A 13,739-nucleotide genomic window follows, 5' to 3' on the forward strand; every position below is an offset into this window, starting at 1 on the left:
TCCTTAGGGATGGAAACGGACAGCCGGGTCGTCGGGGCGGGCCGGTGTGGGCCCGCCCGTGTACGCGCGGATCGTGGTCAGCAGCGTGCTTCCGGGCCGGTAGAAGAGTGACTGCCGGTAGAGCTCTCGGTAGTGCGACGACTCGTGACCCACCTCGCGGCTCCTTCACAGGCTCGTTCGTAGGACTGATAGTCGCATCAACTGCTCGCTGGGGGCGTGGTGGAACGGACGCTTGAGATCCCGCTCCAGCGCCAGGCGTCCAGCAGGAAATGACGACGATCCTGACCGATCGTCATGAATGGCGCCGGCGAGCGCACGCTGCCCGCCGGCGAGCGAATCGTCTTCGACCTCACTATCGACGCCTCGGGTCGTACGGGGCCGGCGACATCTGCCGCGTCGTCGAGACGCTCATCAACCGCCTCACACAGTGGCGCGGCCTGGCCACACGACGCGACGAACTCGCCATCGCCTACCAGGCCCCACTCCACCTCGCCGCCATCCCCATCTGGGCAAGTCGCTAACTAAGAGGTCACGCTGATAGGCGGCGTCGCTGAGTCGTGTGCACTCCGTGCGGGCCAACACCCCGTTCGGCCTCCAGGTACACCTCGAGGCCGCCGCCGGCCGGACGGCTTGACCTTCACGCATGGGTCAATCCCTAGCGTCGTCGGCATGGACACATCTTCGAAGAGCACAACGCTCTCCAGCCGCTCCGGCATCTGCCGTACCGGGCTGGAGGCTCGGCTGGTCGCACGGCCTGATGGCCTGCCCGCTCCCGGGAACTTCGAGATCCTCGAGGTCGCTGTTCCCAATCCCGAACCGGGGCAGGTACTGGTCCGCAATCTGTTCATGTCGCTCGACCCCGGCATGCTCATGCTGATCACGGGCGAGTCCGGCCTGCCGATGCCTCGTTATGAAGTCGGCGAGGTGATGTACGGCGATGCCATCGGTGAAGTGGTCGCCTCCGCGGATTCGTCACTCGGCGAGGGCGACCTGGTGATGCACCGGCTTGGCTGGCGCGAGTATGCCGTGGCGCAGGCCGGGCTGTTCCGCCGCGTCGACCGGGACGCCTACCCGACGCCCTCCACTTACCTGGGCTTCGGACTGGTCGCCTACGTCGGGCTCATGGACGCGGCGGAGCTACGGCCCGGCGACACCGTCTTCGTCTCCAGTGCGGCGGGGGCGACTGGGAGCATGGCCGGCCAGATCGCCCGGCTCAAGGGAGCGGCCCGGGTGATCGGCAGCGCCGGATCGCGGCACAAGGCCGCCTATCTGACCGGGAGGCTCGGGTTCGATGCAGCCTTCGACTATCACGACGGACCGATCGTCGACCGGCTGCGCGAGGCCGCCCCCGAAGGCATCGACGTCTACTTCGACAACGTGGGTGGCGAACAGCTGCGCGCCGCGATCGAGATCATGAACCCACATGGCCGCATCGCCGTGTGCGGAGCCCTCAACCGGCAGAGCAAAGCCGGTCCCGACGGCGGTCCCGGCGACCTGCTCAGTGTCCTCGGTAAGCGACTCACCATCCGCGGCTTCACCGTGGGCGATCACCTTGAGCGTGCGCCGGAGTTCGGCGCGCAATTCCGTACGTGGCTGCGTGAGGGCGCGATCGTCTATGACGAGACGGTGATCGATGGGCTGGCCAATGCACCGCAGGCTCTCCTCGATATCGTGAACGGCGCGTACACCGGGAAGACGGTGGTCCGGCTCGGGAGTTGACCTTGACGTATAGGTGAAGCTTTATGGTCGGACTCGGAGGTGGCTGCAATGCTGATCGGTGAACTGGCCGCGGAGGCCAGGACCACGACCCGTGCCCTGCGTTACTACGAGGAGCAGGGCCTGCTGGAGTCCGACCGTACGACGGCGGGTTATCGCCTGTATGAGCCCAGCGCGGTACGCAGGGTCCGGAACATCCGTGAGCTCTTGTCCTGCGGGTTCACCGTGGACGATGTGAAGTCCCTCCTGGCCTACCTCGACGCCGATCTACCCGAGGTGTTCTCCTACTCACCGCGGTGCGCCGACGGCTACGGCGTCGGCGCACAGCGGGTGGCCCAGCTAAATGAGCGAATCGCGATCCTCACCGAGCTGCGCGACAGCCTCGTCCACCGAATGCCGTGGCTGGCGGCACCCGGCGGCACCGCAGACGAGAAGGCCGCTTGATTGTGAAGTGCCGCGGCCTTTTCGGCCGGACGAGCAATCCATCCAACGTGCCGCGCAAGGCGGCCCGGATCTGCTGCCTATACGAGGATCGTCCGTGCCTTATCAACGCGTTCTTCGACCTTGCCGACGCGATCATCGCTCTCCGTGGCCTCATCCGTCGAGCCTGGGCCACTCACCGATGGGAAGCTCGGCCACAGCGCCGCCCATGAGGTCCCCCTGCCAATTTGCGCGAGTTCTAAAGAGACAGAACCTCAGGTCGGTGGCATGAGGCCGGCGACTTCGAGACGCTGCACGGCATCCTGCTCGCCGAGTTGCACGCAGCCGACGCCCTGGACTGGACCCGGGCCTGCGTGGATGCCTTCCACATCCGCGCAAAGAACGGGGGCGAGGCGACCGGCCCGTCACCGGTCGACCGCGCAAAGACGGGCAGTAAACACCTCTGATCTGCGACGGGAAGAACACCCCGATCAGGTCACCACCGCGGCCAACGGACCGCCTTCCGGCCTCGCGTAAAGAAGAGCTGCTCGCCCGGCGGCATGTTGAAGCGGTCGAGAGATCCGTTCAGCCGATGGTGAAGCGCTGGTTCTGGGCGCCTCGGTCGCAGCGGGCAGTGCGGTAGTAGCCGTCGTCCTGCTGGTAGAGGCAGCGGCCGGTGCCGACGCTTTGGAGCATGACGGCGCTGCGGGCGGCGGGCTGGACGGTCCGCCACTTCTGGTATGAGCCGCCGTTACAGCGCAGGGGGTAGACGTCGCCCCGGTCATTGCTGTCGAGGCAGCGGCCCCAGAAGTTGTTCTTGAGAGTGGTGTTGGTGTTGAGGCGGCCGTTCCACTGCCACAGGAGGCTGCCGCGTCCGGTGGTGCAGCGGTCACCCTTGAGGCCGGATTCGGAGCTCTCGCGCAGGCAGTCACCGTAGCGGTAGTTCGCGAAGCGGCTGGTGGTGTCGGCAGCCGAGGCGGGTGTGGAAGTGAGGAGGGCGAGGCCGACTGCGGCGATGAGGGCGGCGAAGGCTTTCCGGGTCGGGCGGCGCACTGGGGGTCTCCTTGCAGTGGTTTTCAGAGGTACCTCGACAGGATCCCCGAACACCACCGTTTACGCCTGAAAAGCGGGGAAAACCCCCGGATCGAGCCGCTCATGTCGGCCGCTCCGGTCCGGGGACGGCGGTGGGCCGATCACCGCGGCACGCTCGAGGCCGTCGCCTGCGCTGACGTGCCTCCATGAGGGCGTGCGGTGCTGCCACCTCTGGCACCGGTCGGATGCTTCTCCTTGCGGGCAGCGGCCGCCCGTCCCGGGGCAGGACGGTGTGGGCGACGGGCCTCGGAGCGGGTGGGAGGTGAAGGGGATCAGGCGGCCAGTGCGACGCGGGCCGGGTAGTCGTAGGCTGCGCTGTCGCCGAGGCTGAGTGCCTGAGAGGGGCCGACGAAGCGGGCAAGGAAGCGGATCGGACGCCGCCGCGCCCCGGCGCCGGGCACCCTGAGCCCGGCGCCGGGATACCCCAAAGAGTTGGGGTTCCGGACCCGACTCGGTGTGCCGAGGATTTTCTGTATGGACACCATTGAGCAGAACAAGCAGACCGTGACCGCATTCATCGACGCGCTGTTCACCAGGGGTGACCTGTCGGCCGTCGACGTCTACCTCGCCGAGGACTTCGTCAATCACGACCCGCCGGTCGGCGTCAGCCCGGACCGGGAGGGCATGAGGGCCGCAGGCGCCCTTTTCCGGCAGGGGTTTCCGGACTGGCACTCCGACCTGGGTTTCCTGGTCGGCGAGGGGGAGCTGGTGGTCGAGCAGTTCACCGCCTCCGGCACCCAGCAGGGCGAGGTGATGGGCGTCGCGGGTGACGGGCGCACCGTGGTCCTGAAGGGGATCAACATCTTCCGGGTCCGGGGCGGCCGGATCGTGGAGCGGTGGGGCCGTCTGGACGACCTCGGACTATTGCGCCAGCTCGGGCTCGTGCCGACGCCGACCTCGGCGTAGCGTCGACATCATGGCCACCGGCATCCCGGAGCGACGCGTCGAGCGGCTGATCGACCGCTGCTACGCAGGCCTGGACCTGCCCGAGCTGACCATCGAGGTGCTACGCCGTCTGCCGGACATCCTCCCGGTAGAAGCCGTCTTCTTCGCGTCCGTCGATCCGGCGACCCTGCTGTTCACCTCGACGGCGGCCCAGGAGCCCTTGGACGGCGTCAGTCCCCTCTTCCTGGACAACGAATACGGGCGCGAAGACGTCAACAAGTTCACCGCGCTCGCCCGAGGGCCCGACAAGGTCACGTCGTTGGACCGGGCCACCCGGGGGCAGCGCTGCGAGAGCGCCCGCTACCGGGAGATCATGGCCGGTCTGGGCCTGGGCGATGAGCTGCGGGCCGCTCTGACCGCCGGGGGCGACTGCTGGGGCGTGCTGTGCCTGCATCGGGCCGACGGGGAGGCCGGCTTCTGCGGCCAGGACCTCGATGTACTGAGGAAGCTCGCTCCGCACCTGGCCGAGGGCCTGCGCCGTACCGTCGTCCAGGAGACGCTGAGGCGAAAGGGGCCCGCACCACCGGGCACCCCCGGAGTGATCGTGCTCGACCAGGAGCTCGCCCTCGTCTCGATCAGCCCGGACGCTGAGCAGTGGCTCGCCCGGCTGCCCGGCCCCCGGATCGTGGGACTGCCCGTACCCGTGTACTCCGTCGCCGCGCACCTGGCCACACCCGATGACGTGCCGGGGTCGGCCGCGGCGGACCGCCACGGATCCGTCCGGCTGCGGACGAGCGATGGTCAGTGGCTGTCGCTGCACGCCACCCGGCTGCGGGGCCCCACAGGGGAGCAGATCGGCGTGGTCGTCGAACCTGCCCCCGCCGCCGAGATCGGATCCCTCATCCTGGCCGCGCACGGCCTCACCCCGGCACAGAACCGGGTGACCGCCCTTGTACTGGAGGGCTGCTCGACCCGCGAGATCGTGGAGCGGCTCCACGTTTCCGCCTACACCGTCCAGGAGCACCTGACAGCCGTCTTCGCCCGGTTCGGCGTCCGCAGCCGACGGGAGCTCATCGCCGCGCTCCTCTCCTCGCACCGGCCGAGCCAGGAGGAGTAACGCGCAGGCCTTCCCGGCGGTGAACTGCTTGATCCGGTTCACGAGAGGCGGGCCTCCCAGGTCAGCGACAGGCACCACCCGGCGCAAAGGCACGCTCGGGGCGACGTCCATCGTGGGCGTGCAAGAGTCGCCTCGCAACATCATGTGGCTGTCGGCCTACTGGATCGTTGGTGCGGTCGAGGGAAGAGACAGTCGCGGCCGTGGATCGTCTCGGATGAACTGTGGTCGCTCATCGAGCCGTTACTGCCAGAGCCTGGGCCGAGGCAGGTCGAGAGTGCCGGACCGGCAGGCGTTGTGCGGGGTCCTGTTCGTGCTGCACACCGGCATTCAGTGTGAGCACCGGCCAGGAACAGGGCTTCGGCTCGGGGATGACCTGCTGGCGGCGTCTGGCGATGTCTGGCGGCCTGGAACGAAGCGGGCGTCTGGGACCACCAGCTGCACGTGCCGGCACTGGAGAAACCGCGGTCGAAGGCAGGTGGTGCGGGCGGCCCGGCCGACCGCACCGGCTTCCTGCCGGAAGGCGTCACGCGGTGAGTTCGTCGATGAGGTGGGGGCCGTTGTTGCGGACGTGGTTGACGGCGGTGGAGACTGGCCGGGCCTGAAGGTGGCCTTCGGCCGGCTGGCCGAGCAGGGCCCGCAGCTCGTCGGGATCCTGGTGGCCGGGGTCGAGCCAGGCGTCGTAGTGGTCGGGGGTAAGGGCGAGCGGCATGCGGGGATGGACGCGGCCGGCTGCGTCCGTGGCTTCGGTGGTGATGATGGTGCAGGTCATCAACCAGGCAGCCGGGTCGTCGTCCTGCTGGACGGCCGGGTCGCGCCAGTACTCGTACAGCCCGGCGAGTGCCATCACCTGCTCTTCTTCAGGGTGGATGAAGTACGGCTGTTTGCGGGCCTTTCCGGTGGCCGGGTCCTTCGTCTGTTCCCACTCGTAGAAGCCGTCGGCGGGCAGCAGACAGCGACGCCTCATGAACGCGCGGCGGTAGGCGGGCTTCTCGTGCACCGTCTCCACCCGCGCATTGATCATCCGTGCGCCGACCTTCACGTCCTTCGCCCACGACGGCACCAGCCCCCAGCGCAGCGGCCGCAGCTCCCGCTGCACCACGCCAGTGTCCTCATCACCCCGGGGTGCGCGCTCGAGGACCGCCCACACGTCGTCGGTCGGGGCGACGTTCCAGCTCGGCGCGAGCGTCTCCTTCGCCGGGACGTCGGGCACCTGAAAGAGCGGAGCCAACTCCTGCGGGCTGCGAGTGGAAGCGTATCGACCGCACATACCGCCACTCTCGCACCGTCGCGGCACTGCGCAAAGGCGCCCGCGCCGCCGCGCCGAGGTGGCAGTCGCCGGGAACGACGTACGAAAAAGGCGCCCCGGAAGGGCTAGAACGAAAGCCCGTTTCAGCAGCTCACAGGGTATGGCGAGATGGCTCCCGAAACGCTGTACCCCCAGGTCCGGGAACTGCGTCCGTTCTGCTCGGGAGCTTCGACCGGCACGAGAGGGCCGACGGCCACCAGGGCGCGGGCGGTGTCGGCGCCGCGGGAGTCCGGCGCTCTGCTGCGGGCAGCGCGGCCGGGACCAGCCCAGCGGCGTACGCCAGAGCGCGGTCGACGTCGCGTGCTCTCGGTGGATCCCGCCCTCCGATGCCCGGGGGGAGTCTCTTTTCAGCCACGCCTCTGGAACGTCCCTGCACGGAAAGGTACTTCCGTACAGGAGCATGCACCTGACATCTTGCTCCCACCACTCGTTTCGTACGGCCCGGCCGGTGCCCTCAGCACGGCCGGGCCGTCTCCGGAGGACGCATTGATACCCCACATATCCAGCCGCCGCCCCAGACGCACGCTGGTGCTCGCGGCCACGCTCGGCGCCGCCCTCGCGTTCGGCGCCCCGGGCGCCTTCGCGGGCACGCTCCCCGTCGTCCCCTCCAGCGCGCTGGCCGCCAAAGCCCAGGCTCCTGCCGCCGCGCCGGCATCGGCATCGGCATCCCAGAGTGCGGCCTGGGTGGCAGGCACGCGCGCCTACCTCGTGATCACCGCCCCCGGTGACACTTCGGCGGTCCGCTCGGCGATCACGGCCAACGGCGGCACCGTCTTCTCGAACTTCGACGCCATCGGCGTGATCGTCGCCCACTCGGCGTCCAGCGGATTCGCCGCCACCATGCGCGGCGTCACCGGCGTGCAGCAGGTCGGCGCCACGCGCACCTCGGACGTCCCGGCCGACGCCTACAGCCCGGCGCTCCCGGCCAATCCGGCCCAGGCCTCGACCCCGGCCGGAGAACCGGTCCGGGCCGACATGAGCCAGATCAAGGCCGACCAGGCCTGGGCCGTCAACCCAGGCTCCGCCTCCGTCACGGTCGGCATCCTGGACACCGGTGTGGACGACCAGCACCAGGACCTGGCGCCCAACTTCGACGCGGCCGACTCGGTCTCCTGCGCCTACGGCAAGCCCGACACCCGTGCCGGCGCGTGGCGGGACGTCGACACGCACGGCACCCACGTAGCGGGCACCATCGCCGCGGCCAAGAACGGCAAGGGCGTCGTCGGCGTGGCACCCGGGGTGAAGATCGCTGCGGTCCGGGTCGCCGAGCCGGGCAACTCCTTCTTCTTCGCCGAGAACACCATCTGCGGCTTCGTCTGGGCCGGCGACCACGGCTTCAAGGTCACCAACAACAGCTATTACACGGACCCGTGGCAGTTCAACTGCCCGGACAACATCGACCAGGCCGCCATCATCGAGGGCGTCAAGCGCGCCCAGGAGTACGCCGAGGGCAAGGGCTCCCTCCAGATCGCCGCCGCGGGCAACGAGAACTACGACCTCGCCCACAAGACGACCGACTCCGCGAGCCCGAACGACTCGACGCCGGTCACCCGCACCATCACCAACGCCTGCCTCGACATCCCGACCGAGCTGCCGGGCGTGGTCACGGTCGCGGCCAACGGCACCGGCGTCACCAAGGCCTCGTTCTCCAACTACGGACAGGGCGTCATCGACGTCGCGGCGCCGGGCAGCAACGTGTACTCCACCGTCCCCGGCGGCGGCTACGGCAGCAAGAGCGGCACCTCGATGGCCACCCCGCACGTGGTCGGCGTGGCGGCACTCATCGCCAGCGCCAACCCGGGCATCACCCCGGCGCAGATCCGCGCCAAGCTGGCCGAGCAGGCCAACGACATCGCCTGCCCCTCGGACAGCCGCTGCACGGGCACGACGGCCAACAACTCGTTCTTCGGCGAAGGACAGGTCGACGCCCTCAAGGCCGTCGGGGCCACCCCGCCGCCCGGCAAGTACTTCGAGAACCTCGCGGACTTCGCCATCAACGACAACGCGACCGTCGAGAGCCCGATCACCGTCACCGGTGTGACCGGCAATGCCCCGGCCACCCTCAAGGTGGGTGTGGACATCAAGCACACCTACATCGGTGACCTGAAGGTCGACCTGGTCGCGCCGGACGGCACCGTCTACACGCTGCACAACCACGCCGGCGGCAGCGCCGACAACATCGCCCAGACGTACACCGTGAACGCCTCCTCGGAGGTCGCGAACGGCACCTGGAAGCTGCGCGTCAACGACAACGCCGCCTCCGACACAGGCAAGATCGACGCCTGGAACCTGACCTTCTAGCGCAGGGCCCGGCAACGCCCGTGTACAGCAGGCACCGTGCCGGCGAGAGCTCCCCGGCGGCGGTGTACGCCGCGGTGGGGCCGCCATGCCGGAGGCGTCCAGGAAGGCCGCGGACGGCCTGGAGGCGGTTGCCGGCTCACCGTGCGCCTCCCTGACGAGCTGCAGGTTGTGTCCGCGCTGACCGTACGGGCAGCGCGGACGCAACCCGAGAGGTGCCGGCCCGCTCGAGCAGCGGGCGCCGGGCCGACAACGCCCACCGGGAGCGAGGCGGCGGCCACGGCGGCCAGGGCGCACGGCAGGAACCTTCGGCGGCTCTGAAGTCTGACGCTGCGCATGGACCACTCGCGGCGGGGATGCCGGCGCCTTCCCCGCCGACGGGTGGGCGGCGGGGAAGGGGTCGCCCCGTGAGAGCGCCGGCATCCCTGCCGGCGCGGGTCAGCTCGTCACGCGGAAGGTGGCGTCGCTGCGCCCCGTCGCGGTGGTGATCGGGTCGAGCTTGAGTTCGTACGCGTAGTGGCGGATGTACCGGTCGGGGTAGTTGTAGGACTGGAACGACGACCACGTCGCGTCGGCGAGCCCGGCGACCTGGCGGAAGCTGGCGTCCGCGGCGAACCCGGCGGTGCCGTCGTTGTAGACGAGCTGGAAGTCGAACGCGGAGTGCCGCAGGAAGTATCCGGGGAAGTTCACCGACTCGAAGGAGACCGTGCCGGTGCCCGCCAGGCCGGTCCGCATCCGGAACTGGGAGTCCTCGCTGGTACTGACGTTCTGGTCGATGCGCACGTCGAAGTTGGTGTGGCGCACGTACCGGTCCTGGAAGTTGAACGACTGGAGCCGGTTGGGCGTCGTGTTGGGCCAGCGGGCGAGGACGCGGCTCTCCTCGGCGGCCGTCAGGTTCATGATCCAGCCGTGGCGCTTCTTGGTGCCGCCCATGTTGTAGCTCGTCGACGCCTGCTTCTGGTAGGCGGCCGGGTTGGACGGGTCGGTCGTCAGGACCGGCATGTAACCGCCGCTGGTGGCGTACTGGTCGAGGTAGAGGGCCCATTTGTTGCTGCCGTTGAACTTCATCCACATCGGGCCCTCGACCTGGGAGCCGCTGAGGCCGACGCCGGACAGGTTGCCGAGGGTGGTCCACGTCCCCAGGATCGAGTTGCTGCCTTCGAGCGTGATCTGACCGTCGCCGGAGGCGCGCACGTAGCGGTAGTTGCCGACGCCGGACGGCACTTCGATGATCTGGGTGTCGATGATGCCCTGGGTGCCGGGGCGGTCGATGTAGACCTGCGGGGTGGTGATGGTGCGGAAGTCCGTCGTGTGGGCGTAGTAGATGCGGTGCTTCGTCACGCCGTTCAGCGGCGCGTTCGTCGCCCAGTACAGGACGTAGTCATTGCTCGCCGGGTCCCAGATCGCCTCGGGCGCCCACGCGTCACCGGCGCCGGAGATCGGGTCGGCGACGTTCAGGAGCCGCGGCTGCGACCAGGTGACCAGGTCGGTGGACTCCCACACCACCAGGTTGCGGCTGCCGCTGGTCTGGGCGTCGCCCCATCCCTGCCCGCAGCCGATACACAGGTCGGTCGCGATGATCCAGTACTTGCTTCCGTCAGGGGACCTCACGAACGCGGGGTCGCGCACCCCCTTCGTACCGACCGTGGAGCGCAGGACCATGCCGCCGCCGTTGAGGTCGTTCCAGTGCAGACCGTCCGTGCTGTGCGAGAGGTACATCTGCTGATTGGTCGACCCCTCCCCGGTGAAGTGCACCATCAGGTAGCCCGGGTCGGCCGCGGCGGCCTGCTGGGCTGTGGTCAGCGTCTGGGAGGCGAGAAGCAGGCCGACGGCGACCAATATCGCCGCCAGCCGTGCGAGAAGAGCGCGCATGTACGTTCTCCGGTCTTTCTGCGGGTGCCCTGATCGGGCGAAGACGGGGCAGAGGGGAAAGCTCGCGGTCGCTGTGCCTGCGAGACGGGGCCCGCTGACGCGTGACGTGGAACGTCGCATTGGGCCCGGCTACGGCCGAGGAGCCGGGGTCATCGCCCGGGCGGGGCGGCGACGGAGGGCAACGCAGCGGCGGGCTGGGGGACGAGTGAAGCAAGCAGGGCCGGCAGAGGAACCATGAGAGCGAACCAGTAACGGGTGCGGTACAAGGACGTCCCCTTTGACGGCCAGTGGGTTCGACATTTCGAACGCCGTGCGTAACTTCGACAGGAAGATAAGTTTCAGCCAAGAGCACGTCAATGGAACGGGCTGAATCCACTGACAAATATCCTGCGGGGGCACCGGGCGCACCGGGCGCCACGACGCTCAGGTCGGAAGGGGCCCGCTCGCCCCTCGCCCTTCACCCGAGCCCAGGAGGTGTGCGGGACTGTCTTCGGGGCCACCTCGCCCGGTGTCCTGGCAGACCGGCCTGATCGCTCTCCCCGCGGTGATCCTCGCCATCGCAGGCGGCATCGAGGCGAAGGCGGGTGGCGCGAGCTTTGAGGTCACCGGCGCCGGTTCCGCCGGACGGCGGGGGCCGCTACACCGTCGCTCGGCGCTCGGTCGCATAGCGTGGCCGTATGTGGAAAGCGATGCGGCAGGCCGGGCGGGCCACGGTCCAATGCCGCGCACCACGTGCCGTAGCTCGGCGAGGGCCTCCTGGGCATGGTCCTGGGCATCGGCGAGCAGCATGCGAGCGCTCTCGGGGTTCGATCACAATCCGGTGTTTTGGCATGACCTGGCTGACGTGACCGCCGCCCGAGTCGGATCAGGAGCGCTGGCGTTGGAACGATGACGACCTCGCAGTGCATGCCGGATCGATGGTGCGACTGTGGACCGCCTTCGTGGCCTGCATGCGTTCAAGCCGACCGGCAGCGTGCCCGCGGGAGAGCGCCCCGTCCCAGACGAAGAACGCCGCGGCACGGTACCGGGGCGCAGGTATCCTCGACCCGTTCACCCACTACGTGCAGCGCCGTTTCCAGGCGGCCTGCACGAGCTCGATGCAGCTCTACCGCGAGTTGATCGGTCTCGGCTATGCCGGCAGCTATCACCGTCGTGAACCGGTCCGTGATCGCTATCAGGAAGGGCACCGCGGCCCCCGCCCAGACAGTGACGCCCAGCCCATGCACGATCACCTCATGGATCATGCACCCGCAGGAAACACTCCGGCCCTCAAAGACCGCGCAACTGGAAGCCGCACGGAACGCCTGCCCGGAGATCCTCGCTGCCTGCGACCTCGCATGGGAGTTCACAGACATGACCCGCCATCGTCAGGGCCACCTGCTGCGGGACTGGATCCCGAAAGCCGGGGTGAGTGGCCCGGAGGCCATCGGCATCTTTGCCGGGTTGAGGGGCACGCCAACAGAAGCAAGACAATCAAACGGCAGATGTACGGCCGAGCCTCCTTCACCCTGCTCAGAGCCCGCATCCTCCAGCAGCCGCCGCCATCACGGGAGAACGATCACAACCCGTCAGTTGGCCACACTGAGCAGCACAGTTGGGCACAAGGCGTAGGAGCTGGATCACGACATGAGGATGAAATTGCTCGGGCATCAGGACTTGTCTGTGACCCGATGCGCCAACGCACCTTGACCCACCACACCAAGAAGGTGCTGGTCGACCAGCTCAGCGACGGACGCGGTAGCGGATGTGAGTGGCCTCCGGTGTGTCGATCACCCGGATGATCTCCAACTCGATCTGCGACGACAAGACGTCGAACAGGCGACGGCCATCACCGAGCAGCACCGGGATCTGATGGATCTGCACCTCATCCAGCACCCCGGCCTCAAGCGCCCGTTGCGCCGTGTACGCGCCACGCACCTGCACGTCCTTGTCCCCGGCGGCGGCCTTGGCCTGTGCCATCGCGCTTTCGATCCCGTCGGTCACATAGGTCACCAACGGATAGCCCCAACGGGCGGCAGGGCCGGGCGGGCGGTGACTGGGCACGAAGATCGGGAGACCACCGTGATCACCGCCCCAGTGATCCATGAGCTCGGCAGTGCGTCGTCCAACGAGCACCGCACCGGCTGTGTTCCATTCGTCCTGGAATTGCGCGGCCGGCCCGGACGGCGGGCCGGACTCGTCCCCCGGGTCGGCCCACTTGTGCAGTCGTTCGCCATCGTCGCCGCCTAGAAAATCGTTTGGATCGGCGATATATCCGTCGAGTGACATCGACATGTCGAGCACTGATGCGGACACTTCGACCTCCTGTGCTTTCGATCCAGACTGGCTCAGCTGTGCTGTAGACCCGGCATGGCGGCATTACTCATCGGGCATCGCAGCGGCAACAGCTCACGTGAGCCTGCTTGCCTCTTGAGTCGCCATCGTCGTCCAGGCGGGGCGAGATCCAGACGGCTGCCCGCGCAAGCGCCGTCGAACACGCGGCGACCGTCCGGCTGACTGCCTACCCTATGTATTCCGTCACCCCATGAGTCGCATTTCGTCGCTTCCCCCTGGCGGCCCGTTCGTCCGGCAGCTGCGGCATGACCTTGACCGCGAGTTCCTCCACCACCCGCCGTACCGCATGCCGCATACCCCCGTGTGATCGACTCGGGCAACAGCGTACGAAGGAACCGCCGATCACGTTCGTGCCTGTGGATAACCCTGATCGGGCGGCGAGGGGATGGTCCGTGAGGAACAGCAATGCCGCGCCCGGTCCGACTTCCTCGGAGGCTGGGGCGCGGCGGAGAGCGTGGCTGCGGCAAAACCGTTGCCCACGTCGCAGTCGACACGGACATCACGTTCAAGATCGATGACGTCGTGGAAGCGGTGGAGCGCTAGTTGTCGATCGGCTATCCCGAGCGACGACCGGTGAGATGACGAGGGTGAGGTCATCACGCAGATGGCGCAGGACATTCTGAACGGGAGATGCACGAGGACGTGTGATCCGTTCGGGGGACGGTCACCGTGACCGTCCCCCGACCGCCTACCCACGCT

Annotated in this window: 10 protein-coding genes and 4 pseudogenes; 9 read left to right on the forward strand and 5 right to left on the reverse strand. The window is 68.3% G+C overall.

Translation table 11 applies throughout. The features are described from left to right. Nucleotides 1-3: 3 nt before the first annotated feature. On the reverse strand, nt 4-153 hold the full coding sequence (locus D1369_RS42750; RefSeq protein ID WP_158680191.1) for a hypothetical protein: 150 nt from the start codon (nt 151-153) through the stop codon (nt 4-6). A gap of 245 nt (nt 154-398) precedes the next feature. Between D1369_RS42750 and D1369_RS43375 the strand changes: the two are divergent. The 5 genes and pseudogenes from D1369_RS43375 to D1369_RS43620 form a co-directional block, all read left to right on the forward strand. Beyond that, nucleotides 399-521, forward strand: a pseudogene (locus D1369_RS43375) (IS5/IS1182 family transposase); the annotation flags it as partial. A 148-nt stretch (nt 522-669) separates the two neighbouring features. Next, a complete protein-coding gene (locus tag D1369_RS00555; RefSeq protein ID WP_007387101.1) occupies nt 670-1,719 on the forward strand; it encodes an NADP-dependent oxidoreductase in 1,050 nt (349 codons plus the stop codon). A 48-nt stretch (nt 1,720-1,767) separates the two neighbouring features. Beyond that, complete coding sequence (locus tag D1369_RS00560; RefSeq protein WP_007387100.1) at nt 1,768-2,160, forward strand: MerR family transcriptional regulator; 393 nt, start codon at nt 1,768-1,770, stop codon at nt 2,158-2,160. Between the two features lie 80 nt (nt 2,161-2,240). Then, nucleotides 2,241-2,369: pseudogene (locus tag D1369_RS43615) on the forward strand (IS5/IS1182 family transposase); the annotation flags it as partial. A gap of 120 nt (nt 2,370-2,489) precedes the next feature. Next, nucleotides 2,490-2,600, forward strand: a pseudogene (locus D1369_RS43620) (IS5/IS1182 family transposase); the annotation flags it as partial. A gap of 121 nt (nt 2,601-2,721) precedes the next feature. On the opposite strand, the gene D1369_RS00570 reads toward D1369_RS43620, so the two are convergent. Beyond that, nucleotides 2,722-3,189 (reverse strand): hypothetical protein, encoded by a 468-nt coding sequence (locus tag D1369_RS00570; protein ID WP_037902619.1) that lies wholly within the window; start codon nt 3,187-3,189, stop codon nt 2,722-2,724. Nucleotides 3,190-3,702: 513 nt separating this feature from the next. Between D1369_RS00570 and D1369_RS00575 the strand changes: the two genes are divergently transcribed. The 3 genes and pseudogenes from D1369_RS00575 to D1369_RS43625 all read left to right on the forward strand — a co-directional run. Beyond that, nucleotides 3,703-4,134 (forward strand): ester cyclase, encoded by a 432-nt coding sequence (locus tag D1369_RS00575; protein WP_037902617.1) that lies wholly within the window; start codon nt 3,703-3,705, stop codon nt 4,132-4,134. A 10-nt stretch (nt 4,135-4,144) separates the two neighbouring features. Next, nucleotides 4,145-5,230 carry a LuxR C-terminal-related transcriptional regulator gene (locus D1369_RS00580; protein ID WP_007387096.1) on the forward strand — a complete coding sequence of 362 codons (1,086 nt, stop codon included), beginning with the start codon at nt 4,145-4,147 and terminating at the stop codon, nt 5,228-5,230. Between the two features lie 159 nt (nt 5,231-5,389). Further along, nucleotides 5,390-5,671 (forward strand): annotated as a pseudogene (locus D1369_RS43625) (transposase); the annotation flags it as partial. 82 nt (nt 5,672-5,753) lie between these two features. On the opposite strand, the gene D1369_RS00585 reads toward D1369_RS43625, so the two are convergent. Beyond that, a complete protein-coding gene (locus tag D1369_RS00585; protein ID WP_007387095.1) occupies nt 5,754-6,497 on the reverse strand; it encodes an SOS response-associated peptidase in 744 nt (247 codons plus the stop codon). Nucleotides 6,498-7,064: 567 nt separating this feature from the next. On the opposite strand from D1369_RS00585, the gene D1369_RS00590 reads away from it, so the two are divergent. Next, entirely contained in the window at nt 7,065-8,837 is a 1,773-nt protein-coding gene (locus tag D1369_RS00590) for a S8 family serine peptidase (protein WP_118082190.1), read from the forward strand. A 435-nt stretch (nt 8,838-9,272) separates the two neighbouring features. Here the strand turns inward: D1369_RS00590 and D1369_RS00595 are convergent, their stop codons facing one another. Together D1369_RS00595 and D1369_RS00610 are read right to left on the reverse strand one after the other, a co-directional pair. After that, complete coding sequence (locus tag D1369_RS00595) at nt 9,273-10,706, reverse strand: glycoside hydrolase family 43 protein (protein WP_007387093.1); 1,434 nt, start codon at nt 10,704-10,706, stop codon at nt 9,273-9,275. Between the two features lie 1,722 nt (nt 10,707-12,428). Then, nucleotides 12,429-13,001, reverse strand: a complete 573-nt coding sequence (locus D1369_RS00610; RefSeq protein ID WP_007387091.1) for a dihydrofolate reductase family protein — start codon at nt 12,999-13,001, stop codon at nt 12,429-12,431. Nucleotides 13,002-13,739: the final 738 nt, after the last annotated feature.

Origin of the sequence: Streptomyces sp. CC0208 (genome assembly GCF_003443735.1) — a bacterium.
Taxonomy (GTDB): domain Bacteria; phylum Actinomycetota; class Actinomycetes; order Streptomycetales; family Streptomycetaceae; genus Streptomyces; species Streptomyces sviceus.